Source organism: Flavobacterium resistens, from assembly GCF_900182645.1.
Lineage (GTDB): Bacteria > Bacteroidota > Bacteroidia > Flavobacteriales > Flavobacteriaceae > Flavobacterium > Flavobacterium resistens.
Genome location: NZ_FXTA01000002.1, coordinates 988,877 through 1,008,901 on the forward strand (window position 1 = coordinate 988,877; position 20,025 = coordinate 1,008,901).

The window sequence follows — 20,025 nt, forward strand, 5'->3', positions numbered from 1 at the left end:
AAGCAAAAAAGAAATGAATTTAAATCAAATACAAAACGTTTATTTTATTGGTATTGGAGGCATCGGAATGAGTGCCCTGGCCCGCTATTTCAAATATATCGGAAAACAGGTTTCAGGTTACGATAAAACGCCGTCAATGCTAACAAGTGAATTAATTGAAAGTGGTATAGATATTCATTTTGAAGATAATATTAATCTAATTCCGACTGATTATTTTGTAGAAAATACATTGGTGATTTTTACGCCTGCCGTTCCAAAATCACATTCAGAGTGGAATTATTTTATAGAAAGAAATTTCGAAATTAAAAAGCGTGCAGAGGTTTTAGGAATTATTACCAAAGACACTTTTAGTTTCGCAGTGGCAGGAACGCACGGAAAAACAACAACATCTAGTATTTTAGGACATATTTTATATGAAAGTGGTGCTGATGTTACGGCATTTGTAGGTGGGATAGTAGAAAATTATAATTCGAATTTAATTGGAACTGGAAAAACGGTAACAGTTGTTGAAGCAGATGAGTTTGACAGATCGTTCTTGCATTTGCATCCAAATATTGCCTGTATAACTTCAATGGATGCAGATCATTTGGATATTTATGGAACAAGTGATGCTATTGAAGATTCTTTTAGAGAATTTGCTTCAAAAGTTGAAGATAAAAACAATCTTTTTATAACAAAAGAATTGCCTTTAGAAGGCATTCAATGCGCTATAAATGAAGATGCAGTTTATAAGGCTTATAATGTTAGAATTGAAGACGGAAGTTATGTTTTTGATGTACAGACACCATCAGAAATTATAAAAGATCTTCATTTTGGATTGCCTGGAAAACACAATTTAATGAATGGACTGATGGCTATTGCGATGGCTAAAACGTACGGCACCCCGACCGACTCTATTGCAAAAGCCATTGCTTCATTCAGAGGGATTAGAAGACGTTTTTCTTATCAGATTAAATCGGATAAGTTAGTTTATATAGATGATTACGCACATCATCCAACAGAAATTAATGCTGTTCATCAGGCAGTTAGAGAATTGTATCCAGGAAAGAAAGTTCTGGCGATTTTCCAGCCGCATTTATTCAGCAGAACAAAAGATTTTGTCGATGGATTTGCAGAAAGTTTGTCAAAATTCGATGAAGTATTCTTAATGGATATTTATCCTGCAAGAGAGCTTCCGATGGAAGGAGTGACTTCAGAATGGCTGTTGGGCAAAATGACAAATTCGAACAAACAAATTGTTGCAAAAGAAGATTTATTGGCAAAAATAAAAGCTAATGATGCGCCAATAATTGTAACAATAGGAGCAGGTGATATTGGAGAAATGGTACCGTCAATTAAACAAATATTAAATGAAAATATTTAATTGGACAAATATTAGATTAGTACTTATTTTCGGATTAGTTCTTTTTCTATATTCCTTCGCACAACATCGAAATGGAGATAGAAAATTGAAGAAATCTATGGTTGTTTTTGTAGGAGAAAATGCGCTTTTTGTAAAGGCTGAAACGGTTAATAAATTGTTGATAGAAAATAAAAGAGACGCTTCCAGTATTAGAAAAGATGAACTAGATTTGAATAAGATAGAAAAAACCCTTGATACGCAAGACATGATTGAGAAGTCAGATGTTTTTGTAAGTATCGATGGAGTTCTAAAAGCGGTAGTAAAACAGAAGACACCAGTAGCGCGAGTTTACGATGGTGATCGATCTTTTTATATTGACTATGAGGGTAATAAAATGCCCTTGTCAGACAATTTTACAGCGCGAGTTCCTCTTGTTTCGGGGGCAATAAATGAAAAAAATAACGAAGATTTAGCTGCTTTATTTCGCACAATTTATGACGATGCGTTTTTGAAAAAAAACATCATTGCAATACAAATTATGCCTAATGGCAGCCTAAAAATGTTTAATCGAAACTATGATTATGTCATAGATTTTGGCAGAACGATGAATGTTGATAAAAAATTTAGAAACTATAAAGCGTTTTTTCAAAAAGCAGTTTTAGATAGTTCGTTATACAAATACAATAAGATTGACCTTAGGTTTACGGAACAAGTAGTTTGCACAAAATAATAGAAAATGGAAAAAGATAACATTGCAGTAGGTCTAGATATTGGAACGACAAAGATAGTTGCCATGATAGGCAAGAAGAATGAGTATGGTAAATTGGAAATTTTGGGTATTGGAAAATCCAAAAGTCTGGGAGTTGCGAGAGGAGTTGTAAACAACATTACGCAAACTATTCAGTCAATTCAGCAAGCAATACTTGAAGCAGAAAACAATTCAGGTTATAAAATTAAAGATGTGGTTGTGGGTATTGCCGGACAGCACATCAGAAGTATACAGCATACAGATTACATCAGCCGTAATAATCCAGAGGAAGTTATTGGCGAAAAAGATATTCAGCTTTTGATTGATCAGGTAAATAAACTGGCTATGTTGCCGGGTGAAGAAATTATTCACGTTTTGCCACAAGAATTTAAAATTGACGGACAATCTGAGATTAAAGAGCCAATCGGAATGTACGGCGGAAGATTAGAATCTAGTTTTCATGTTGTAGTTGGTCAAGCATCTTCAATCAGAAATGTTGGAAGATGTATTCAGAGTTCAGGAATTGAATTGTCTGGATTGACTTTAGAGCCATTAGCTTCGGCAGATGCAGTTTTAAGTCAGGAAGAAAAAGAAGCAGGTGTAGCTTTGATCGATATCGGAGGTGGAACTACGGATTTAGCCATTTTTAAAGATGGAATTATTCGTCACACAGCAGTTATTCCTTTTGGAGGAAACGTAATTACAGATGATATTAAAGAAGGCTGTTCAATTATCGAAAAACAGGCTGAACTTTTAAAAATTAAATTCGGATCAGCATGGCCGGGAGAAAATAAAGACAACGAAATTGTTTCTATTCCTGGTTTAAGAGGAAGAGAGCCAAAAGAGATTTCGCTTAAAAACCTTTCGAAAATTATTCACGCACGTGTAGTGGAAATTATAGAGCAGGTTTTTGCTGAAATTAAAGCTTACGGACACGAAGATCCTCGTAAAAAATTAATTGCAGGAATTGTTCTTACAGGTGGTGGAGCTCAGCTAAAACATATTAAACAATTAGTAGAGTATATTACCGGAATGGACACAAGAATTGGATATCCAAACGAGCATTTAGCCGGAAATTCAAGCGAAGAAATTTCTAGTCCATTGTTTGCAACAGCTGTTGGTTTAGTAATGAACAGTATTGAAAACAGTACTCAAAGTGCTGTTCGAATGGAAATTGTAAATGAACAACCAAAAGTTGTTTACAGAAATGCTCCAGTTCAGCAACAGCCACCAGTACAGCAGCGATACGAAGTAGAAGAAAATTACGTTGAAAGAGTAGAAACTATTGAAGAACCAAGAGAAACAAGAACAAATAAAGTAGAAGCAGAATCTACAGAAACCAAAATTAGGAGATCATTTTTTGACAGATACGTCGATAAAATCAAAGATTTTTTAGACAACGCTGAATAAATATAAGCCGAATAGAGAAAAGAGAAAAGGATTACTTTTTGCCCCAAGTCAAGAAGTAAAAAATGTACTAAATAAGAATTAAAAAACCAAAAAGATGATGAGCAACTCAGAATTTGGAAGCATTTCATTTGATTTGCCAAAAAACCAATCAAATGTAATCAAAGTAATAGGTGTAGGTGGAGGAGGTAGCAATGCTATCAACCATATGTTTAAACAAGGTATTAAAGGCGTTGATTTCATCGTTTGTAATACCGATTCACAAGCACTGCAGAACAGTTCGGTACCTAACAAAATTCAGTTGGGTATGAATTTGACAGAAGGTCTTGGAGCAGGTGCAAATCCTGACGTTGGACAGCAGTCTGCTATTGAAAGTATTGCCGATATCGAAAAGATGTTAGATCGTGGTACCAAGATGGTATTTATTACCGCTGGTATGGGTGGTGGTACTGGTACAGGTGCTGCTCCGGTTATCGCACAATTAGCAAAAGAAAGAGAAATCTTAACAGTGGGTATCGTGACAATTCCGTTTCAGTTTGAAGGGAAAGTACGTCAGGAGCAAGCGCTTTTAGGAATCGAAAAATTACGTAAACAAGTTGACTCTTTGATCGTAATTAATAATAATAAATTAAGAGAAGTTTACGGGAATTTAGGTTTCAAAGCCGGATTCTCTAAAGCAGATGAAGTTTTGGCAACTGCCTCTAGAGGTATTGCTGAAGTAATTACGCACCACTATACTCAAAATATCGATTTACGCGATGCTAAAACAGTTTTAGCAAACAGCGGAACGGCAATTATGGGATCTGCTGTGTCAGAAGGTGAAAACAGAGCAAAAGATGCGATTGTATCGGCATTGGATTCTCCGTTGTTAAACGATAATAAAATTACAGGAGCCAAAAACGTATTGTTGCTTATCGTTTCTGGATCTAATGAAATAACGCTTGATGAAATCGGAGAGATCAATGATCATATTCAGGCTGAGGCTGGTTACAATGCAAATATTATCATGGGAGTTGGTGAAGACGAAGCTCTTGGTGAGGCTATTGCTGTAACTATTATTGCTACTGGTTTTGATGTTGAACAGCAAAACGAAATTGTTAATACAGAGCCAAAGAAAATTATTCACACGTTAGAAGATGAGCAAAGAAGTGTTCATAATTTAACAAATAGACCGCTTACTTCTTTTGATTTGAATGCTGAAACACCTACTGCAAAATCAGAAGATAAAGTTGTTTTTGATTTAATGGAAGATACGGTTGCTCCCGTAATTCAAGCACCTGTTGCTCCGGTTACGCCGCCAACAATCAATCAGGAAGAATTGGTAGTGATGTCTGAGTTTATTAAAAATCTTGACGTGACTTTTGAAATCGTTTCTCCAATTACAGATATCGATTTTAAAATTTCTGCACCAGAAGTGCCAGCTTACCAAGAAGTAAAGCCAGTACAGCAAAGAACTTTTGAAAAAGAAGAACAAACGACTTTCTCATTTGATTTGCCTCTTTTTAGAAGTGAACCTGAAGTTAAAAAAGAACCAGTTGCTGAGCAGGAAACTAAAATCATGTTTGAGTTAACAAACGAAACTCGCAATATTAAAGTAAATGATCCGGTTTCATTTGTTCCGGTAACTGAACTTTCTGATAACGGTATTATCAAATATTCGTTAGAAGAATATATGGAAGTTGAAAATGAATTGACAGCTTCAAAACCAGTTGAAAAAGTGGTTGAAGATACAATTCCTGAAGAACTAAACATTACTTTGAAACCAAGAGTTGATTTTGCAAGTCAGGCTGATTTTACAACAACTGCAGAAGTTTCTCCAATGGAATTGACAATTGAAGAAACATTGCGTTTACGTGCCGAAGAAAGAAGAAAGAAGCTAAAAGAATTTAATTATAAATTCCATAATAATGTTTCTAGAATTGATGAGTTGGAAAAAGAGCCAGCTTACAAAAGATTAGGAATCGATTTGTCGAATTCTCAGTCAAATAACAACAATTCGAGAATTTCAGTTGGAACTGACAGCAACAACGATTTGCAATTGCGTTCAAATAATTCATTTTTGCATGACAATGTAGATTAGTTTTCAAAATCTTAATATTAGGATAGCCCGAAAATTGGATTTAATTTTCGGGTTATTTTTTTTATCTTCGCACAGAATTTAGAAATTTGACTTCCTAAATAGGTTTTTAAAGTGAATCTTATTGTCAGTTCGAGCGAAGTCGAGAACAAATTCCAAATTAATATATCAATTAGTAAGCGTTGCTTATTCAAATAAAATAAAAGATGAGTTTACAGACACAAATCATGGACGAAATAAAAACGGCTATGAAAGCAAAAGATACAGTAGCTTTAGAAGCATTAAGAGCAGTTAAATCTGAATTATTATTAGCTTCAACAGCTTCAGGATCTAAAGAAGAATTGTCAGAAGACGAAGAAATTAAATTACTTCAAAGATTAGTAAAAACTCGTAAAGAAAGCGCAAGAATCTTTACAGAACAAAATCGTCCTGACTTAGCTGAGCCAGAATTGGCGCAAGTAGCGGTAATCGAGAAGTTTTTACCAGCTCAATTAAGCGAAGAGGAAGTAGAGGCTGTAATTGCAAAAATTATCGCTGAAACAGGAGCTTCTGGAATTGCTTCAATGGGTAAAGTTATGGGATTGGCATCTGCTCAATTAGGCGGAACTGCTGAAGGAAAAACTATTTCTACAATTGTGAAGAAATTACTTTCGTAATATAATTTTAGATTTCAGACTGTAGATTTTAGATTGCCAATTGAAATCTAAAATCTGCAGTCTAAAATCATCAATAAACTGACCTCGTAGTTCAACTGGATAGAATATCAGATTTCGGCTCTGAGGGTTGGGGGTTCGAACCCCTCCGGGGTCACTAAAAGCCTTGTTTTTAAAGGATTTTTAAAGGGTTTTAGTCAACATTTAGTCAATAATTTTGAATAATGGAGATTAAAACCTTTTTTTATTTAATATTTTATTAGACTAAATGAAAGTTTTAAAAAGAGATTTACTTTAGAAATTAAAAGCGCTTAAGTATAGGAACATACAGTAAGAAGAGTTAGAGCTTATTAAATTATATTGAACTCTTTAAATAACTCGTAAAGTTCTTGACTATTAAAAACAATACTACCTAAAGCAGTTAATTCTAAATTTCCCCCCAATCCTTTATGTTTCTCATTCTTTCCATTATTGGCAACTAATCCTAAATCTATATATTTATCTATATAGTGTGAAATAAAGCTTGCTCTATCTTTGGTTTCTCCTGTTAAATGTCTTCCAACATCGAAAAACACAGCATCGAAATCTTGCAAGTCTGAAGAATTTTTATGTAAGTTTGAGTATACATCTTTAATTTCTAAAGGTATATCGAATTCTTGATAAGGAGATACTTTTAATGTTTCGAACTTTTGATCAAGAAACCCAAATATTAAATTATAAAGATCAGTTAAATCTTTATTGTTCTTTTTAATTGTTTCCTCACTTTTTAAAAGAACTATTTTACTAAAAGCCAAATCTTTTTCTGTATCATCTAATTTAGATTTAAAATCCGAAATTTTAGACATAGATTCAATCGAATTACTTTCATGTCTTTCTATTGTTTTATTAAGACCGTTGATTCTTTCAGTATCTTCAATATTCTGTTTTTTTAAAAGAGTATTTTTTTGCTCTAATGTTACCACTTGCTCTTCAATTTCTTGAATTCTAATAAAATATTCATCTCGTGTTTTCTTTACAGTTTCAAATCTGTTTTTATTGACGACAAGCTTACTTACTGTCTTTTCATTCATTCTAGGAATGATATTATGATTAGTTACATTAACAACTAAACGAGATATAATAATTAATCCATAACTTAAAAGCATTACCCCAAATGCTATTATGATATTATAACCAATTTCTTGCCATGCAACTTTTTCAGCATAGTAATTTCTAATAAAATCTTTTTTATCTAGTAAAGTACAATCACTATCGAAATTGAATATAGTATAAACTAAATCCCAATTTCGAACTAGCCATACAAAGATCAAAGTTCCAAAAAAGGGGTTTGTTGTTTTATCTTTTATGTTGTCAAAAAAAGAAGATATGTAATCGTTACTCATTTTTTAGAAATTAGTTGTTTGTGCTGTAAATATAAAATATTTCTTAAGTATTTAACACTTCAGGTTGGTATTAAGATTTTCTTGTTAGTTTATTTTATGAGAAAATAGCTAATAAGGAACAGTTTTAACTTTTTAAAAAAATACTATATTAGTATTTTAAATTATTAAAGTTTTAAACTCACCGTAATACTATTAACTACTCAATGGCTAACATATCATTACCGCAAAGATTTGTAACAAAACTTCAAAATAACCAAGAAATAGATGGAATTATAAAAACGACTCTTTTTTATTTCGGTGAGATTCTAGAGGAAAACAAATTATATTTTTTTTATGAATATACTGATCACGGAAAAAAGCATATTGAACAAGTTTTGCGGGCATCAGATACTTTAATAACAGATGATACTTTTTCAAATGCGTTAACTAATGAAGATATTGGTTATTATATTTTATCAGTGATATTACATGATATTGGGATGCATATAGATCTAAACGGCTTTAATTGTTTGATAGATGGAGATTATGATGATATTCGTATAAGTGAATTAGATAATTTGACTTGGTCAGATTTGTGGTTAGATTTTTTAAATGAAGCTAAAAAATTTAGTGGGAAACAGCTGAAGGCGATTTTTGGGAAAGATGATATAATAGTTCGTAGTCCACCATTAAGCAATTCGGGAGATATAACGGAAAATGATAAAAAGCTAATAGGTGAGTTTATTAGAAGACATCATCCACGACTTGCTCATGAAATTGCTATCAAAGGATTTCCTGCAAAACCTGAAATAATACCTTTTGCTAATTCTATTGATATAAAAATAAGATCAATGATTGGCTTAATTGCAAGAAGTCATGGTAAAGATTTGAGAAAATGTGTTGATTATATAGAAAGTATTTATGGGAGAGAAGGAAGAAGATGCCCTTTCGGAGTTCATGCTACTTATTTAATGATATTATTAAGAATCGCGGATTATATACAGATTGATAATACTAGAGTTTATAAAACTTCGCTGAAATCAAAGACTTTTTCTAGCCCAGTTTCTTCAATAGAACATAAAGCTCATTTAGCGATTGACAATATTGATTTTAAGTGGCAAGACGATCCTGAGAGGATTTTTGTTACGGCTTCTCCAAAAGATAGCCCAATGTTTTTGAAATTAAAAAAACTATTTAAAGATATACAATATGAACTGGATATATCATGGGCAGTTTTAGGTGAACTGTATGGGTATGTTGGTGATAGCGAAAAACCCAAAATCAAGTATAGGAGAATAACTTCTAACCTAGATACAAATCTTTTTGTTCAGCAACAAGATTATGTAGCCGATAGTTTTTTATTTAAAACTAATGATGAAATCATTAAGTTATTAGTTGCGCCATTATATGGTGATGATATTACCTTTGGTGTTAGGGAACTATTGCAAAATTCAATCGATGCATGTAAAGAGCGTGAGTTTTTAGAAAAGACGTTTTCAAATATTGACTATATTCCAGAAGTAAAGGTAATTGTTGAAAAGGAAGATGATGGAAATACATATTTTAAAATCTTCGATAACGGTTTGGGGATGGATATTGAAATTATTAAAAACTATTTTTTGAGTGCAGGCGCGTCATATAGAAAAAGTTTAGATTGGCAGAAGGATTTTATTGATGATGAAGGTAAAGCCATAGTTAGGAGGAGTGGAAGGTTTGGAGTTGGAATTTTATCAGCTTTTTTAATTGGCAAAGAAATTTTTGTGCAAACAAAAAGTGCAAAAAATGAATTCGGATATAAATTCAGTGCTAATCTTAATACAGAACAAATTAATGTTGTAAAAAGTTTTGGGATTGAGGATGGGACTTTAATAAAAATTCGAATTGATGAGGAAAAAATCTGCGAGTTTGAAAAAGATGATTATGGATGGACAAAATGGTATACATTATCAACGCCTGTCGTTAAGTACTTTTTATTTGGAAATGAAATTATACCTTATAAACAACCAAATCCAGACAATAATGATTCATTGCCAATAACATGGAATTCAATAGATTCCATAGGCTATAATAAGATTTTATGGACGTATAGCAATAACTTTACTAATGTTAAATTGACTTGTAATGGTATTGTTATCCCTACTAATGTTAGGGATGGAATTTTAAATGGCTTAATTAGAGAAGAGCCTCAAATAAGTGTTTTTGATAATAATGCAATTTTACCATTGACATTAGATCGAAACTCGATATCTGATAAATTGAGTTTCTCTAATGAATTATTAGAAGATATATATAAAGATTTAATTGCCTATCTTCTAGTATTTGAAAATAATAGTATTGTTGAAGATAAGAAAATAATAATAAAAGAATCGAGGTTGAATCATTCCAGTTTAAAGAATTCTTATTTTTCAATGGGATATGGAACTAGAAAATATTTAAATGGTTATTATATGTCCTCATTTTTGAATACAATTCTAGTATCAAAGAAAGGGTATATTTTAAAATACAATTATTTTATAAGAAAACTACAGGGGGTTAAAGCGATTTTAATGCAACTTAATGATTTTCCTGAAGGTGGTTTCTACTTTGATCTTAAAGATAATTTTATTTTGTTTACTGATGAAAAGACTAATTCTATTCAAGATTACGGCATTGTTTTAGAGGCAGATTGTTGGAATGAAGAAGCGTCTAAATGGGATTCATTTGATGCACGTGTTTTTTTAAAGACCGAAAAATATCATTATTTATTTGATAAAAAAATTAAGAGGCTTACAACTTGGCTGAAAGCTAGATGTAAATTTCAATTTGAGATTAAAGACTTTACATGTTTAAATATGGGTAATCAGAAAAAAAGTATTTTTGATGAAAGTTTCTTTGAGCAAAATTCAAGTAATGTGCATTTTATACGAGAATACAATATAAATTGTCAGTATGAAGGAAGTTTAATTCTAAATAATTTATTGCAAAAATATATTGGGGATGATGTTGTCATACCCTTTTCACTTGAAGAAAGAAAGAAAAAATTTCCACTTGCTTTTAAGGAATTGGAGAGGTATATGAAAAAATATACTGTATAAGTTTTATTCATGATTATTTAAAAAAAAACTGTATGAACTCAGATTTGCCTTTAGTAAATAGTGAAGACGATAAGTTAGGAAGATTTTCATTTGCGACCGAAATTGCTTCAGGATTAGTGAAATCATTTAAAGATAATAATGAAAGTATTGTACTAGGAATTAATGGTAATTGGGGATCTGGAAAGTCAACTTTAATTAATTTTATTATTAGTGAAATAGAACGATTATCAGATGAAAATAGTTCAAAAATTATCGTTCTTAGGTTCAATCCATGGATGTTTTCAGGACAAAAAGAACTTCAAAGTATATTTTTAAAAGAACTTATTTTAAAACTTGAAAATAATAAAGAAAAATTAAAAGGAATATCTACTAAGATTGCTGACTTTTTAGTTCATTTAAATTGGTTAAAATATGTTCATTCGGGTGCTGGTGAAATAGTGGCAGATGCTAAAACATTTCTAGAAGGATTGGGTAAGGAAAAAGATGTTTCAAAATTAAAAGAAGATATTGATCAGATATTAATAAAAGCAGATGTTAAACTATATATAACTATTGATGACATTGATAGATTAACACCTTCCGAAATAACTGATATTTTTCAATTAGTGAAATTGAATGGTAATTTTGCCAATACAGTATTTATTTTAGCTTATGATCAAGGAATTGTTGCAGACGCATTAAAGCGACAATTTGGAGAAAATGGCAAAAAGTATATAGAGAAAATTGTGCAAGTTGATTACACTCTTCCTTCAATTTCTAAACAAAATCTTTCAAGAATCTTTATAGATAGTTTATCTTCTTTATTTTCTGAAGCTGAGCTAAAAGAAAAAATAAATGAGTTTTCTGATACTATAAAATTATCACCCTTCATAGGTTTTTTTACTTCATTAAGAGATGTTTATAGATTTAATAATAGTTTAAAACTAAGGCTTCCATCAATTTATAATGATTTAAATATAATTGATTTTTTATTAGTCGAATCTTTAAGAATGTTTAATTATGATGCTTATGAATTTGTTATTCTAAATAAAGAAACTTTTGTCTATCAAGAAAAAGGAACTGTTCGTTTGAATACCCCTTCGGATAAAGGATCAGTTTCTAATTTTATAGCTCAGTTAACTTATGATGATATCACAAAACAAATTTTAAATAACCTTTTTGCATATAATATTTCAGGTTTTTTCAATTCAATTGATCCACATGAATTAATAAGAGGGAAGAGAGTATGTAATACCAATTATTTTGATAGATATTTTAATCTTCAACTAAGCTCATTTGACATACAGGAAGTAGTTTTTGAAAATTTTATAAATGGCGATGATTTAAAATCCAGTTTATTAACTTTAGATAAAGTCTTGGCAGAAAAAAAGTTGTTTGGTTTTTTAAATTGGGTAGAAATTAAGAGTAAAAATTCAGATGTAGGTAAAATAAAAAAAATAACTAATCTATATCTAGAATTTTCTAATTCAGTCAAATTTAATAAAGAATCTATTTGGGCACGTGATTCAGATTATATGACAATTTTAAGGTTTGTTGCACAAATGCTTAAAAGAATCCCTGATTTAAAAGATCGCCGAGAAGTAATATTCAATTATTTTAAAACTTTTAAAAGTGACTTTTCGTTTTCTGCTTTTTATATATCAGACACGCTTAAGTATACTAAAAATAAATTAGACGATAAAGGGCTGTCAAATAGCGATTTTTGGCATGTGTTATTTGATAATGGTTTTGAGCCTCTTGATGAAAAGCAACAAGAAAAATTTGTAAAAGAAATAAAAAGAGTTCAAAATTTGAGTAGTAAATCGCTTCTTCAAAATCAGGTTTTGGATAATGATTTTTTAAATGAGGATGAGCTTGCTTGCATTTTAGATTTTGTTAAGCAAAACCATAGTAAATTTTATAATGAAAATTTCCCTTTATTAATAACTAGGGATGAAGATTTAATAAAACTTTTATGGATGTCAATTAAGAGGAGTTATATGACCGCTAATGATCAAATTGGCTATCAGTTGGCTACATATCAATTTTTCCCAGGAATGAATATTAAAAAGATTAAATCTAGAATTAGTAAAATGGATATAGACAGCTTGCCTGAAGATGAAAAAACTGTAATTCAATTATTTTTGAAGGCTTATAAAGATGGTTTTCAAGAAAAAAGATACTATAATATAAGGACTTTAGATATTATGGAGTATTAGATGTGTGAGGTTAAAGTAATATACGCGCGCGTATATTATTTACCCTATATAAAAAAGGTGTCTTTTTTAAGAGACACCTTTTATTTTTATTTAGAAAGACACTTTAAGTAGTCTTTTAATTCATAAGCATTATTATCTTTTATCTTTCTTTCATAGATATAAAGGGAATAATCAGTTATAGTTTTATTACTCAGAATTTCAATATCTCCTTTACTCAAATTGATAAAACATGAATAAACATATCCAGCAGTATCAACTTTAGAATTGATTTTTACATCTGGTTTTTCTAATACTGTTCCGTCAGAGAATAAGATTTTTAATCCAGTTTTGCCAATGTTTAAAGTTGTTCCGTATAATTGAAGTCTTAAGTAAATTCTGTTAGCTCCATTTTCTTCTATTTTAGTGATTGAGTATTCGAAATTAGTAGGAGTATCAGTAATTACTTTTGAAGAGAATTTATCTTTCATAGGAGATAAACGACTACATAAAAAACCTTCTGGTGGTGTTAGCCCTCCAACAACATCAAGTAGAAATGTACTTTCGTATTTTGACATGTATGAATAATAAATTGTTCCTTGATCTTTGTTTTCAAGAACAAGAACAATTTCATCCATGTAAGATTTAGGATGTTTCATTGATCCCTTTACTTCGAAAATTAGACCCTTTAATTTCTCAGGGTCGCTTCCAATTCCTTTCTTAAATAAGATTTTTGTTAGATCTGAATCTTTGTAAAATCCGCTGTAAGACGATTTTCCTTCTTTTATAGTAACGCTTTTACCTGTAAGCAAATCTGAATCTTTCCCAACGAAAAATTGTTGTTGGGCTAAAGCGACAAATGAGGTCATAAACAATAATAAAGTAGCAATTCTTTTCATTCTGTAATGATTAAAGATTATTAATTAGTATGATATTATAGATTGCTAAGATATTAAAATTCGGATAAAACTCCGCAAGAATAAATCTTGATTTATTCTTTTGATACTGAAATTTGTTAAATGCAAAATCAGCTAGAAGAAATCAAAAAAGAAGTCACTAAAAGGATTCGCTTGGAGTTTGAAAAGAAATTTCAAGGGAACAAAAGGCAGTTTGCTAAGAAAGCTGGATGTGATGAAAAAACGATAAGGTTACTTTTAGATTTCGGTCAAGGTATGACACTTAATCTATTATTTAAATTAGCATTTGCTTTAGATATTAGCGCTAGTGATTTGATAAAGGATTTATCTTTAATAGAAGAGTAAAATATTATGTGCAAACAAAAATGGGGTTTAAAACCCCATTTTCGTTATTACTGAAATTATAAAACACTCACAATTATTTATTGTTTCTTTTTAAAAAGTCAAGTAGTTCGGTTAGTTTTGGTTTGTTTATGAGATGGTCGTTCATATATTTTTCATTAGATAGAGAATCAAGAGCGTTGGAGACGGATGTAATGTTTGTTAAATCCCCAATGTATATATTACATTCTTCTACTAGACCTATATCGTTTAAATGGCTATTAGATTCTAGGCTAAAAAGAAGTGCGGTTTTTCTTTTGGAGTCACAGCAATAAACTTTATAAATGTTATCAGAATTGCCAATTAGATAAACTTTATCCACAGAAAAGAATTCTTTGTAATATCGCCATCTTTCAGATTTTAAAATTTTCGTTTCATCTAGAATTTTCTCTATATTATTCTCTGCTGTATCATTTACAGCTTGTGATTTGTATTCTTTTAAAAAAGATTTATAGATATCATTAGTCCCTCCCATTCTGGTTTGAAAATCAAGATAGCTTAATATTTCTTTTTCTGTTTTATCTACAGGAAAGTCTGAACTGTCTTTAATGTCATTAGCTAGCGTGCCAATTGGGCTATCTTCTGATAGTTTTGATTTTATAAATTCTAATAATTTCATAAAGTGTAAAATTTAATTTAAGTATTTTTTAATGCTCTCATTTGAAGTATGGATATGTTAATTTACGTACTATTGTTGAATAATTTCTCTTTTTCTCGATGAAAAGTAATTAAATCGGCTAAGTCAAATCCAGTAGGATAATTAGTATGTTCTAATATTTTTGAAACATGAATTCTAAAACCAATTTTGTTTAATTCGATCGCTTTTAGATTCCAGTCCTTGTATTCACTCTTGTCTGGAAAGGCTATAATTTCAAATTCTTTTACTGGATTTAACATCTCATATTTGAAAGCTTGTTTATTCCCAGTTGCCAACCAATAATATTGTGGTTTGAATAAACTCATTATAATTGCTGTCTTCTCACTTTCTACAATTGCAACCTTTTTTGTGTTTTGTCTTATTAGATGTAACCCGAATAAACATTGACTAAGATTAAAGTTTTCTAGTTGTCTTCTCCTTTTTAATATACTATGTACCCAATTTATTAAAGCCTTATTGTTTTCATCTTTAATTCGTTTTCCTGTTATAGGGTTGTATTGCAGTATTTTGCCTGCATGGATTCTGTTTAAATTGTCAATCTGCCAAAAGACTGTTGAGCCTTGCCAGTTTTTTGAAGTGCCTATTTTATAGTTTTCTATGGCAATTTTTACTTTGTCAGAAGAAAAGATTTTTTCTAAAAAAGCAATGAAGTTATTATTGGAATAATCTCTTAATGATTGCTTTAATAAATCAATGTTGTGATAACTTGTTTGAAGTTTTGGAATTTGATTTTTTTCAAAGCTATGAATCTGATTTCCTTCTGGGGAATTGTAATAACTACAATTGGTTTCTCTATCGCATCTTCCAAAATCTTCTGATAAATAATTCCCAGTTTCAGATTCTATAAATTTTACAAATGTTTTTTTATGACATTTTGGACAAATAAATTTTTTACTGCTTTTGTCCAAGATATATTTGAATTTTTTCATAGGTTTAAAGTTTAAACCAGTTTATAAACTTTGATTAATATAGGTTTATAGTTTATAGCGTATATATACGCTTAAACTCAACCTTAAACTATTAAAGTAAGGAATGCTTAAACTGACGGATTTTAGAATTTAATTGATGTTAATTTAATTGAATTTGCCTAAAGTGTAAGGTGCTTTATTTCTTGCTTGAATTAACCAATTGTTGTTTTTGCAATCAGTTATAAGTTTTTTAGTACTATTATCGGCTATTTTTTTTCCAAAAGAATTTTTGTATGCCAACTGAAGTTGGATTACTAAATTTGAATAAGTAAAACTTTCTTCTATAGTAAATACTTTAGTTAGTAATTCATACTTCTTACTATCTTCTAAGTCAATAACATCGAATTTGTTTCTTTTAGTTTCTGTCCTTAGCTCAAAATTTTCAGCAATAACAGGTAATCCGTTAATAATTTCAAAAGCAAAAGTTTCTGGCTCAATATTTCTGCATTGTTGAGGTTCAACAATTGAAATTCTAGAATCGCTTTCGGATTTAGTCACAGATAGGACAGTTTCAGCTTTGTTGATTAGTTCTGTTCCGATATGTCCGCGCGCGTTATTATCGCCTTTATTCTGGTGTAAAACAGTTAAAATATGAATGTTTCTTTCTTCTGTCCATTTGAGTAATTTGCTTGTTATCATGCTAGCCTCTGATTCATCATTTATTGAGGTAACTAAATCTTTAATTCCATCGATAACGACAAATCCAATTTTTTCATTTCTGTAGATTTCTTTTTCAATAAACTCTAAGCGTTCGTAAGGGCTTAGACTTCTCAAATGAAATGCATGTAAGTTTGTAGGTTCTTCAACTTTTATTTGATTGCAAATACGTTTAATCGCAGTTTGAACATGGTATTTACCTTGTTCGGTGTCGAAATATAAGACTTCGCTTTGATCGTCGGGTAAGCTACTCTTAAAGCGTCCTAATAAATAGTCATCGCTCAAAGCAGTAGATATCGCAATATTTACAAAAAATGATTTTTTAGCCTTTGCTTTACCTATTATAAGTCCAAAGTTTCCAAGAGTTCCTAAAATAGCATCTCCTTTTTCTTTGATATTGTCTAAGCTCCAAGCTATTTGAGGAGGTGAAATTTCTTCCTTAACGTCTATTTTATACTTTTCTCTCTCAATTTCATGAGATGATTCATGAGATAACATTGCGTTGTCAATTATACCTCCTAATTGGGATAAATTAATATTTTCCATTGCAGTTAAACATTAAGAGGTTTAACTGCTTCTAGAACTTCATTACGTTTATAGTAAACGCGGTTTCCTATGCCAAAACTTTTTAGCCTTCCGCTTTTAGTGTGTTTCCACAGAGAAGTTTTATTTATTGATAAAAGTTTACAAACCTCATCACGCGTTAGTAGATCATTTTGCGTGTTTTCATTCGTTTTTTTAGCAATATTTAATAATGGAATAAGAGCTTCGGCTAATTGCTCAATTGTTATGCCGTTTAATAGTATTTGATTCATAAGCAGTTGTTTGTTACTGAGAAAGGACAAAGTAAATGAACTCTAAAAACAACTACAATGGGTCAAAATGGTATAATAATAGTATTAAAAAGGTATAATTGGTATAGTGAATTATGTTGCCTCATAACTCATTCTAAAAGCGTATTCAAGTTTATTTAAAATTTGAATTTCAACATCATGATATTTTGCAGATTTTGCGAATTTTGAAATCTTGATTTTATACTCATCTTCTATAATTTTATTAAATTCATCTTGAGTAAGCGTAAATATATATTCATTTTTGTCGGCATCATTTTTTAAAAAATGAAGAATATTGATGAATTTGACCTGTGACGTTCTCTTACTTTTTCTGTAATGTTCACAAAGATATTTAAAAAGAAAATCTGCTTTTTGGTTTGAGGATAGCCCTAAAAATTTATCTTCTAATTTCCGAGAGGGATTCTTTTTATCAATTCTTTTTTCTCTGTTGGATATTATATTTTCCCTATATTGTTTATAGGCTGATTTTATTTCCTTTCTAGCTTCTTTAATGAGCTCTTTGTACTTTGTTGCTTCCTTCTTTTTGCCTATGTGTTTTAATTGATCAATAAAATCACATTTAAGTTCTACTTTTTCATCTTCGTCTAGCTTATCCCATATATAATAGTATTGTATTTTATATTCATATAAAGTATACTTGAAGTCTTCATAGCTTATTGTTTGATTTAGATTAAGTTTTACCATGTAAAACTTTTTAATGTCTTTATAACGATTGTAATGATCTTCCAAGTCCCATGGAAATTGGGATTTAATTTTGCTTAGGTAAGCGCTATAAATTCGTCTCTTCTCTAAGTCTAGTTCGGATATTGTTTCTAGGTTTATATTTAACAAATGCTCTATCTCTTGAATAACAAAGTCTTTGTCGCTAAGATTTGTATTGTATATTTTCCACTTCTTTAAATTTTCGTTATACACCTGTTCAACGTTATTTGATTGGAGATCTAAATTTTTAAAAAATGATTTATGCATAATAGTTATTCTTTAATTAGCAGTATTTCTTATAACTTCTAATTGAGGCTCTTTTGTTTTTGGGGTTAACTTACTAAAATAGTCTAGCATTTGGTAAGCATTGTCATAAGTTGTTTTTCCTATATATGATAAAAACATTCGCTCTGTTCCGTGCGCTGTAATATTCATTAATACAGGAGTCGGAATTTTTCCGTAGAAATTTGTTGCAAATGAACGACGACAGACATGGGAACTAATCACCTTATATTTTGGGAAAGTTTTTTTGATTGTTGCCATACTGGCTTTTAATTTTTCGCGTCCTATTGTTGGCTCTGTTAATCCAGCTTCTTCACAAACATCTTTAATATATTCGTTAAATCGAACTAATGATATTTTATAAGGTAATCCAGTTTCAATAATTTCAATTGCTTTTGGTAATAATGGAACTGCAACAAGTTTGCCTGTCTTTTGTTGTTTGAGTTCGATTATTTTCATACCGTTTAATTCTTTTATGTTTTTTTCGTTAATGTTGAGTAAATCGCCTCCTCGTTGTCCAATTAAACAGCCTAACAAAAGCCATTTTCTAGCATTGATAAGTGATTCTCTTTTAAGATTAGCCTCTGCTATTAGTTCTTGTTCTTCTTCACTAAGAAATACTATTTCTTCAGGTTCTTTACTTTCCGAAACTCCTTTAATACTTTTTAGCTGTGTTGAGGTTTCAATATCATTTTTTGATGCATCAATACAAATGGTAGTTATGTTTGCAATATTCTTTCCTACGTAGTTAATAGAATAGCCTTTGTTGAATAACCAACTTTTATATTTTTCAACGAATTGAAGATTGATGTCCCGAATTATAATGCTTTTATTCTTTAGAGCTTCGGTTTGATACTTTTCGATTGTGTTTTTGAAAAGTTTTAAATTTTGAACACGACCTTTACTTAATCCAAGTTCTTTTTTTGCGTTTGATTTATAAGGGGCTTCATCAATATATTTTTGAATATAATTTGTAAATATATCCAATTCTATAACAGGCGTTTTGTTGTTAAATATGTCGATTTGAGTTTGAAGCCAATCGCCAGTTAATTCAACACCTTTGCTTACAGCATCATTATGCGATTCATTTATGAAAGTAGCCAGCTTTTCTAATTTCGTTTTTAGAGCTTTTAAATCATCTCTTCCAGTTTTTGGAAGTGCCTTATCTGTACTCCAATCCTTAGCGTTGATTATTAAACCAGTTTTTCTTTTTAATACAGTTTCTCGATTAATTGAGTAACGAACGTAAATATTTGAGGTTTCGCTTTTACTTTGAAGGAGGTATTTAATAGTTGCCATTCATATGATTTTGAAGAAATCAAATATAGAGCAAAAAAGATAGCTAGTCAACAATTAGTCAACCAAAAGTAAATTTATATGAATTTAGTCGTTTTTAAGTAAATCATAATCTCTATAAACTCTTTGTTTGTTAGTATTTTTGGAAATATAGAAATTTAGTTAAATACATGGGTTCTGTCCCCTCCGGGGTCACTATAAATTTTGAAAGCCTGAGAATTTAAATTCTCAGGCTTTTTTTATGGTTCGAAATCCGTCGTGGATCTGTTAAGTTTCACGATTCTCTTTGAGATTCTACAGCTAAGGTTTGGAAAATTTTCATTCGGACTTAAACTGCAATATTTCATTTTTACAAATTGCTAACTGATATGAAAGTAGCTGGTAACGTTTTGATTTTCACAACACAACATTGTCGATAAACATTGAACTCGCGACGAAGCTTCGGGTTTACACGCAATTCCTACTAACGCAAAA

General features: G+C 30.5%; 16 protein-coding genes and 1 tRNA gene. 9 read left to right on the top strand and 8 right to left on the bottom strand.

All coding sequences use genetic code 11. The features are described from left to right. Positions 1–13: 13 nt before the first annotated feature. From murC to FN795_RS10400, 6 genes are all read left to right on the top strand, one after another. A complete protein-coding gene (murC, locus tag FN795_RS10375; protein ID WP_142450524.1) occupies positions 14–1,363 on the top strand; it encodes a UDP-N-acetylmuramate--L-alanine ligase in 1,350 nt (449 codons plus the stop codon). Further along, positions 1,350–2,072 carry a cell division protein FtsQ/DivIB gene (locus tag FN795_RS10380; protein WP_142450525.1) on the top strand — a complete coding sequence of 241 codons (723 nt, stop codon included), beginning with the start codon at positions 1,350–1,352 and terminating at the stop codon, positions 2,070–2,072. The genes murC and FN795_RS10380 overlap by 14 nt, the downstream gene beginning before the upstream one ends. A gap of 6 nt (positions 2,073–2,078) precedes the next feature. Further along, positions 2,079–3,500 (top strand): cell division protein FtsA, encoded by a 1,422-nt coding sequence (ftsA, locus tag FN795_RS10385; RefSeq protein WP_035651770.1) that lies wholly within the window; start codon positions 2,079–2,081, stop codon positions 3,498–3,500. Positions 3,501–3,594: 94 nt separating this feature from the next. Beyond that, on the top strand, positions 3,595–5,577 hold the full coding sequence (gene ftsZ / locus FN795_RS10390) for a cell division protein FtsZ (protein WP_142450526.1): 1,983 nt from the start codon (positions 3,595–3,597) through the stop codon (positions 5,575–5,577). 203 nt (positions 5,578–5,780) lie between these two features. Further along, the gene (locus FN795_RS10395; RefSeq protein WP_091492577.1) at positions 5,781–6,230 is read left to right on the top strand and encodes a GatB/YqeY domain-containing protein; all 450 of its coding nucleotides are present in this window, start codon (positions 5,781–5,783) and stop codon (positions 6,228–6,230) included. Positions 6,231–6,310: 80 nt separating this feature from the next. Then, positions 6,311–6,384 (top strand) — tRNA-Arg (locus FN795_RS10400). A gap of 193 nt (positions 6,385–6,577) precedes the next feature. Here the strand turns inward: FN795_RS10400 and FN795_RS10405 are convergent. Beyond that, positions 6,578–7,609, bottom strand: coding sequence for a hypothetical protein (locus tag FN795_RS10405; protein WP_142450527.1), 1,032 nt, complete (start codon positions 7,607–7,609; stop codon positions 6,578–6,580). 203 nt (positions 7,610–7,812) lie between these two features. Between FN795_RS10405 and FN795_RS10410 the strand changes: the two genes are divergently transcribed. Continuing rightward, positions 7,813–10,662 carry an HD domain-containing protein gene (locus FN795_RS10410; protein ID WP_142450528.1) on the top strand — a complete coding sequence of 950 codons (2,850 nt, stop codon included), beginning with the start codon at positions 7,813–7,815 and terminating at the stop codon, positions 10,660–10,662. A 32-nt stretch (positions 10,663–10,694) separates the two neighbouring features. Further along, on the top strand, positions 10,695–12,860 hold the full coding sequence (locus tag FN795_RS10415) for a KAP family P-loop NTPase fold protein (protein WP_142450529.1): 2,166 nt from the start codon (positions 10,695–10,697) through the stop codon (positions 12,858–12,860). A gap of 86 nt (positions 12,861–12,946) precedes the next feature. Here the strand turns inward: FN795_RS10415 and FN795_RS10420 are convergent, their stop codons facing one another. Next, positions 12,947–13,735, bottom strand: a complete 789-nt coding sequence (locus tag FN795_RS10420; protein WP_142450530.1) for a hypothetical protein — start codon at positions 13,733–13,735, stop codon at positions 12,947–12,949. A gap of 120 nt (positions 13,736–13,855) precedes the next feature. Here FN795_RS10420 and FN795_RS10425 point away from each other — a divergent pair, with 120 nt between their 5' ends. Next, the gene (locus FN795_RS10425; RefSeq protein WP_142450531.1) at positions 13,856–14,098 is read left to right on the top strand and encodes an XRE family transcriptional regulator; all 243 of its coding nucleotides are present in this window, start codon (positions 13,856–13,858) and stop codon (positions 14,096–14,098) included. Positions 14,099–14,171: 73 nt separating this feature from the next. Here the strand turns inward: FN795_RS10425 and FN795_RS10430 are convergent, their stop codons facing one another. The 6 genes from FN795_RS10430 to FN795_RS10455 form a co-directional block, all read right to left on the bottom strand. After that, the gene (locus tag FN795_RS10430) at positions 14,172–14,753 is read right to left on the bottom strand and encodes a YozE family protein (protein WP_142450532.1); all 582 of its coding nucleotides are present in this window, start codon (positions 14,751–14,753) and stop codon (positions 14,172–14,174) included. A 62-nt stretch (positions 14,754–14,815) separates the two neighbouring features. Next, positions 14,816–15,721 (bottom strand): DUF6371 domain-containing protein, encoded by a 906-nt coding sequence (locus tag FN795_RS10435; protein WP_142450533.1) that lies wholly within the window; start codon positions 15,719–15,721, stop codon positions 14,816–14,818. A 144-nt stretch (positions 15,722–15,865) separates the two neighbouring features. Next, the gene (locus tag FN795_RS10440; protein ID WP_142450534.1) at positions 15,866–16,963 is read right to left on the bottom strand and encodes an AAA family ATPase; all 1,098 of its coding nucleotides are present in this window, start codon (positions 16,961–16,963) and stop codon (positions 15,866–15,868) included. A 5-nt stretch (positions 16,964–16,968) separates the two neighbouring features. Beyond that, positions 16,969–17,232 carry a helix-turn-helix domain-containing protein gene (locus FN795_RS10445; RefSeq protein WP_142450535.1) on the bottom strand — a complete coding sequence of 88 codons (264 nt, stop codon included), beginning with the start codon at positions 17,230–17,232 and terminating at the stop codon, positions 16,969–16,971. A gap of 111 nt (positions 17,233–17,343) precedes the next feature. Further along, positions 17,344–18,240 carry a hypothetical protein gene (locus FN795_RS10450; RefSeq protein ID WP_142450536.1) on the bottom strand — a complete coding sequence of 299 codons (897 nt, stop codon included), beginning with the start codon at positions 18,238–18,240 and terminating at the stop codon, positions 17,344–17,346. 12 nt (positions 18,241–18,252) lie between these two features. Next, a complete protein-coding gene (locus FN795_RS10455) occupies positions 18,253–19,554 on the bottom strand; it encodes a phage integrase SAM-like domain-containing protein (RefSeq protein ID WP_142450537.1) in 1,302 nt (433 codons plus the stop codon). Positions 19,555–20,025: the final 471 nt, after the last annotated feature.

Bases quoted from the DNA above. Each gene is read 5' to 3' on its own strand.
- ftsZ (WP_142450526.1), top strand. From the start codon at position 3,595: ATGATGAGCAACTCAGAATTTGGAAGCATTTCATTTGATTTGCCAAAA.
- FN795_RS10425 (WP_142450531.1), top strand. From the start codon at position 13,856: ATGCAAAATCAGCTAGAAGAAATCAAAAAAGAAGTCACTAAAAGGATT.
- FN795_RS10420 (WP_142450530.1), bottom strand. From the start codon at position 13,735: ATGAAAAGAATTGCTACTTTATTATTGTTTATGACCTCATTTGTCGCT.
- FN795_RS10445 (WP_142450535.1), bottom strand. From the start codon at position 17,232: ATGAATCAAATACTATTAAACGGCATAACAATTGAGCAATTAGCCGAA.
- FN795_RS10395 (WP_091492577.1), top strand. From the start codon at position 5,781: ATGAGTTTACAGACACAAATCATGGACGAAATAAAAACGGCTATGAAA.
- FN795_RS10440 (WP_142450534.1), bottom strand. From the start codon at position 16,963: ATGGAAAATATTAATTTATCCCAATTAGGAGGTATAATTGACAACGCA.
- murC (WP_142450524.1), top strand. From the start codon at position 14: ATGAATTTAAATCAAATACAAAACGTTTATTTTATTGGTATTGGAGGC.
- FN795_RS10380 (WP_142450525.1), top strand. From the start codon at position 1,350: ATGAAAATATTTAATTGGACAAATATTAGATTAGTACTTATTTTCGGA.
- FN795_RS10435 (WP_142450533.1), bottom strand. From the start codon at position 15,721: ATGAAAAAATTCAAATATATCTTGGACAAAAGCAGTAAAAAATTTATT.
- FN795_RS10410 (WP_142450528.1), top strand. From the start codon at position 7,813: ATGGCTAACATATCATTACCGCAAAGATTTGTAACAAAACTTCAAAAT.
- FN795_RS10450 (WP_142450536.1), bottom strand. From the start codon at position 18,240: ATGCATAAATCATTTTTTAAAAATTTAGATCTCCAATCAAATAACGTT.
- FN795_RS10455 (WP_142450537.1), bottom strand. From the start codon at position 19,554: ATGGCAACTATTAAATACCTCCTTCAAAGTAAAAGCGAAACCTCAAAT.
- FN795_RS10405 (WP_142450527.1), bottom strand. From the start codon at position 7,609: ATGAGTAACGATTACATATCTTCTTTTTTTGACAACATAAAAGATAAA.
- FN795_RS10430 (WP_142450532.1), bottom strand. From the start codon at position 14,753: ATGAAATTATTAGAATTTATAAAATCAAAACTATCAGAAGATAGCCCA.
- FN795_RS10415 (WP_142450529.1), top strand. From the start codon at position 10,695: ATGAACTCAGATTTGCCTTTAGTAAATAGTGAAGACGATAAGTTAGGA.
- ftsA (WP_035651770.1), top strand. From the start codon at position 2,079: ATGGAAAAAGATAACATTGCAGTAGGTCTAGATATTGGAACGACAAAG.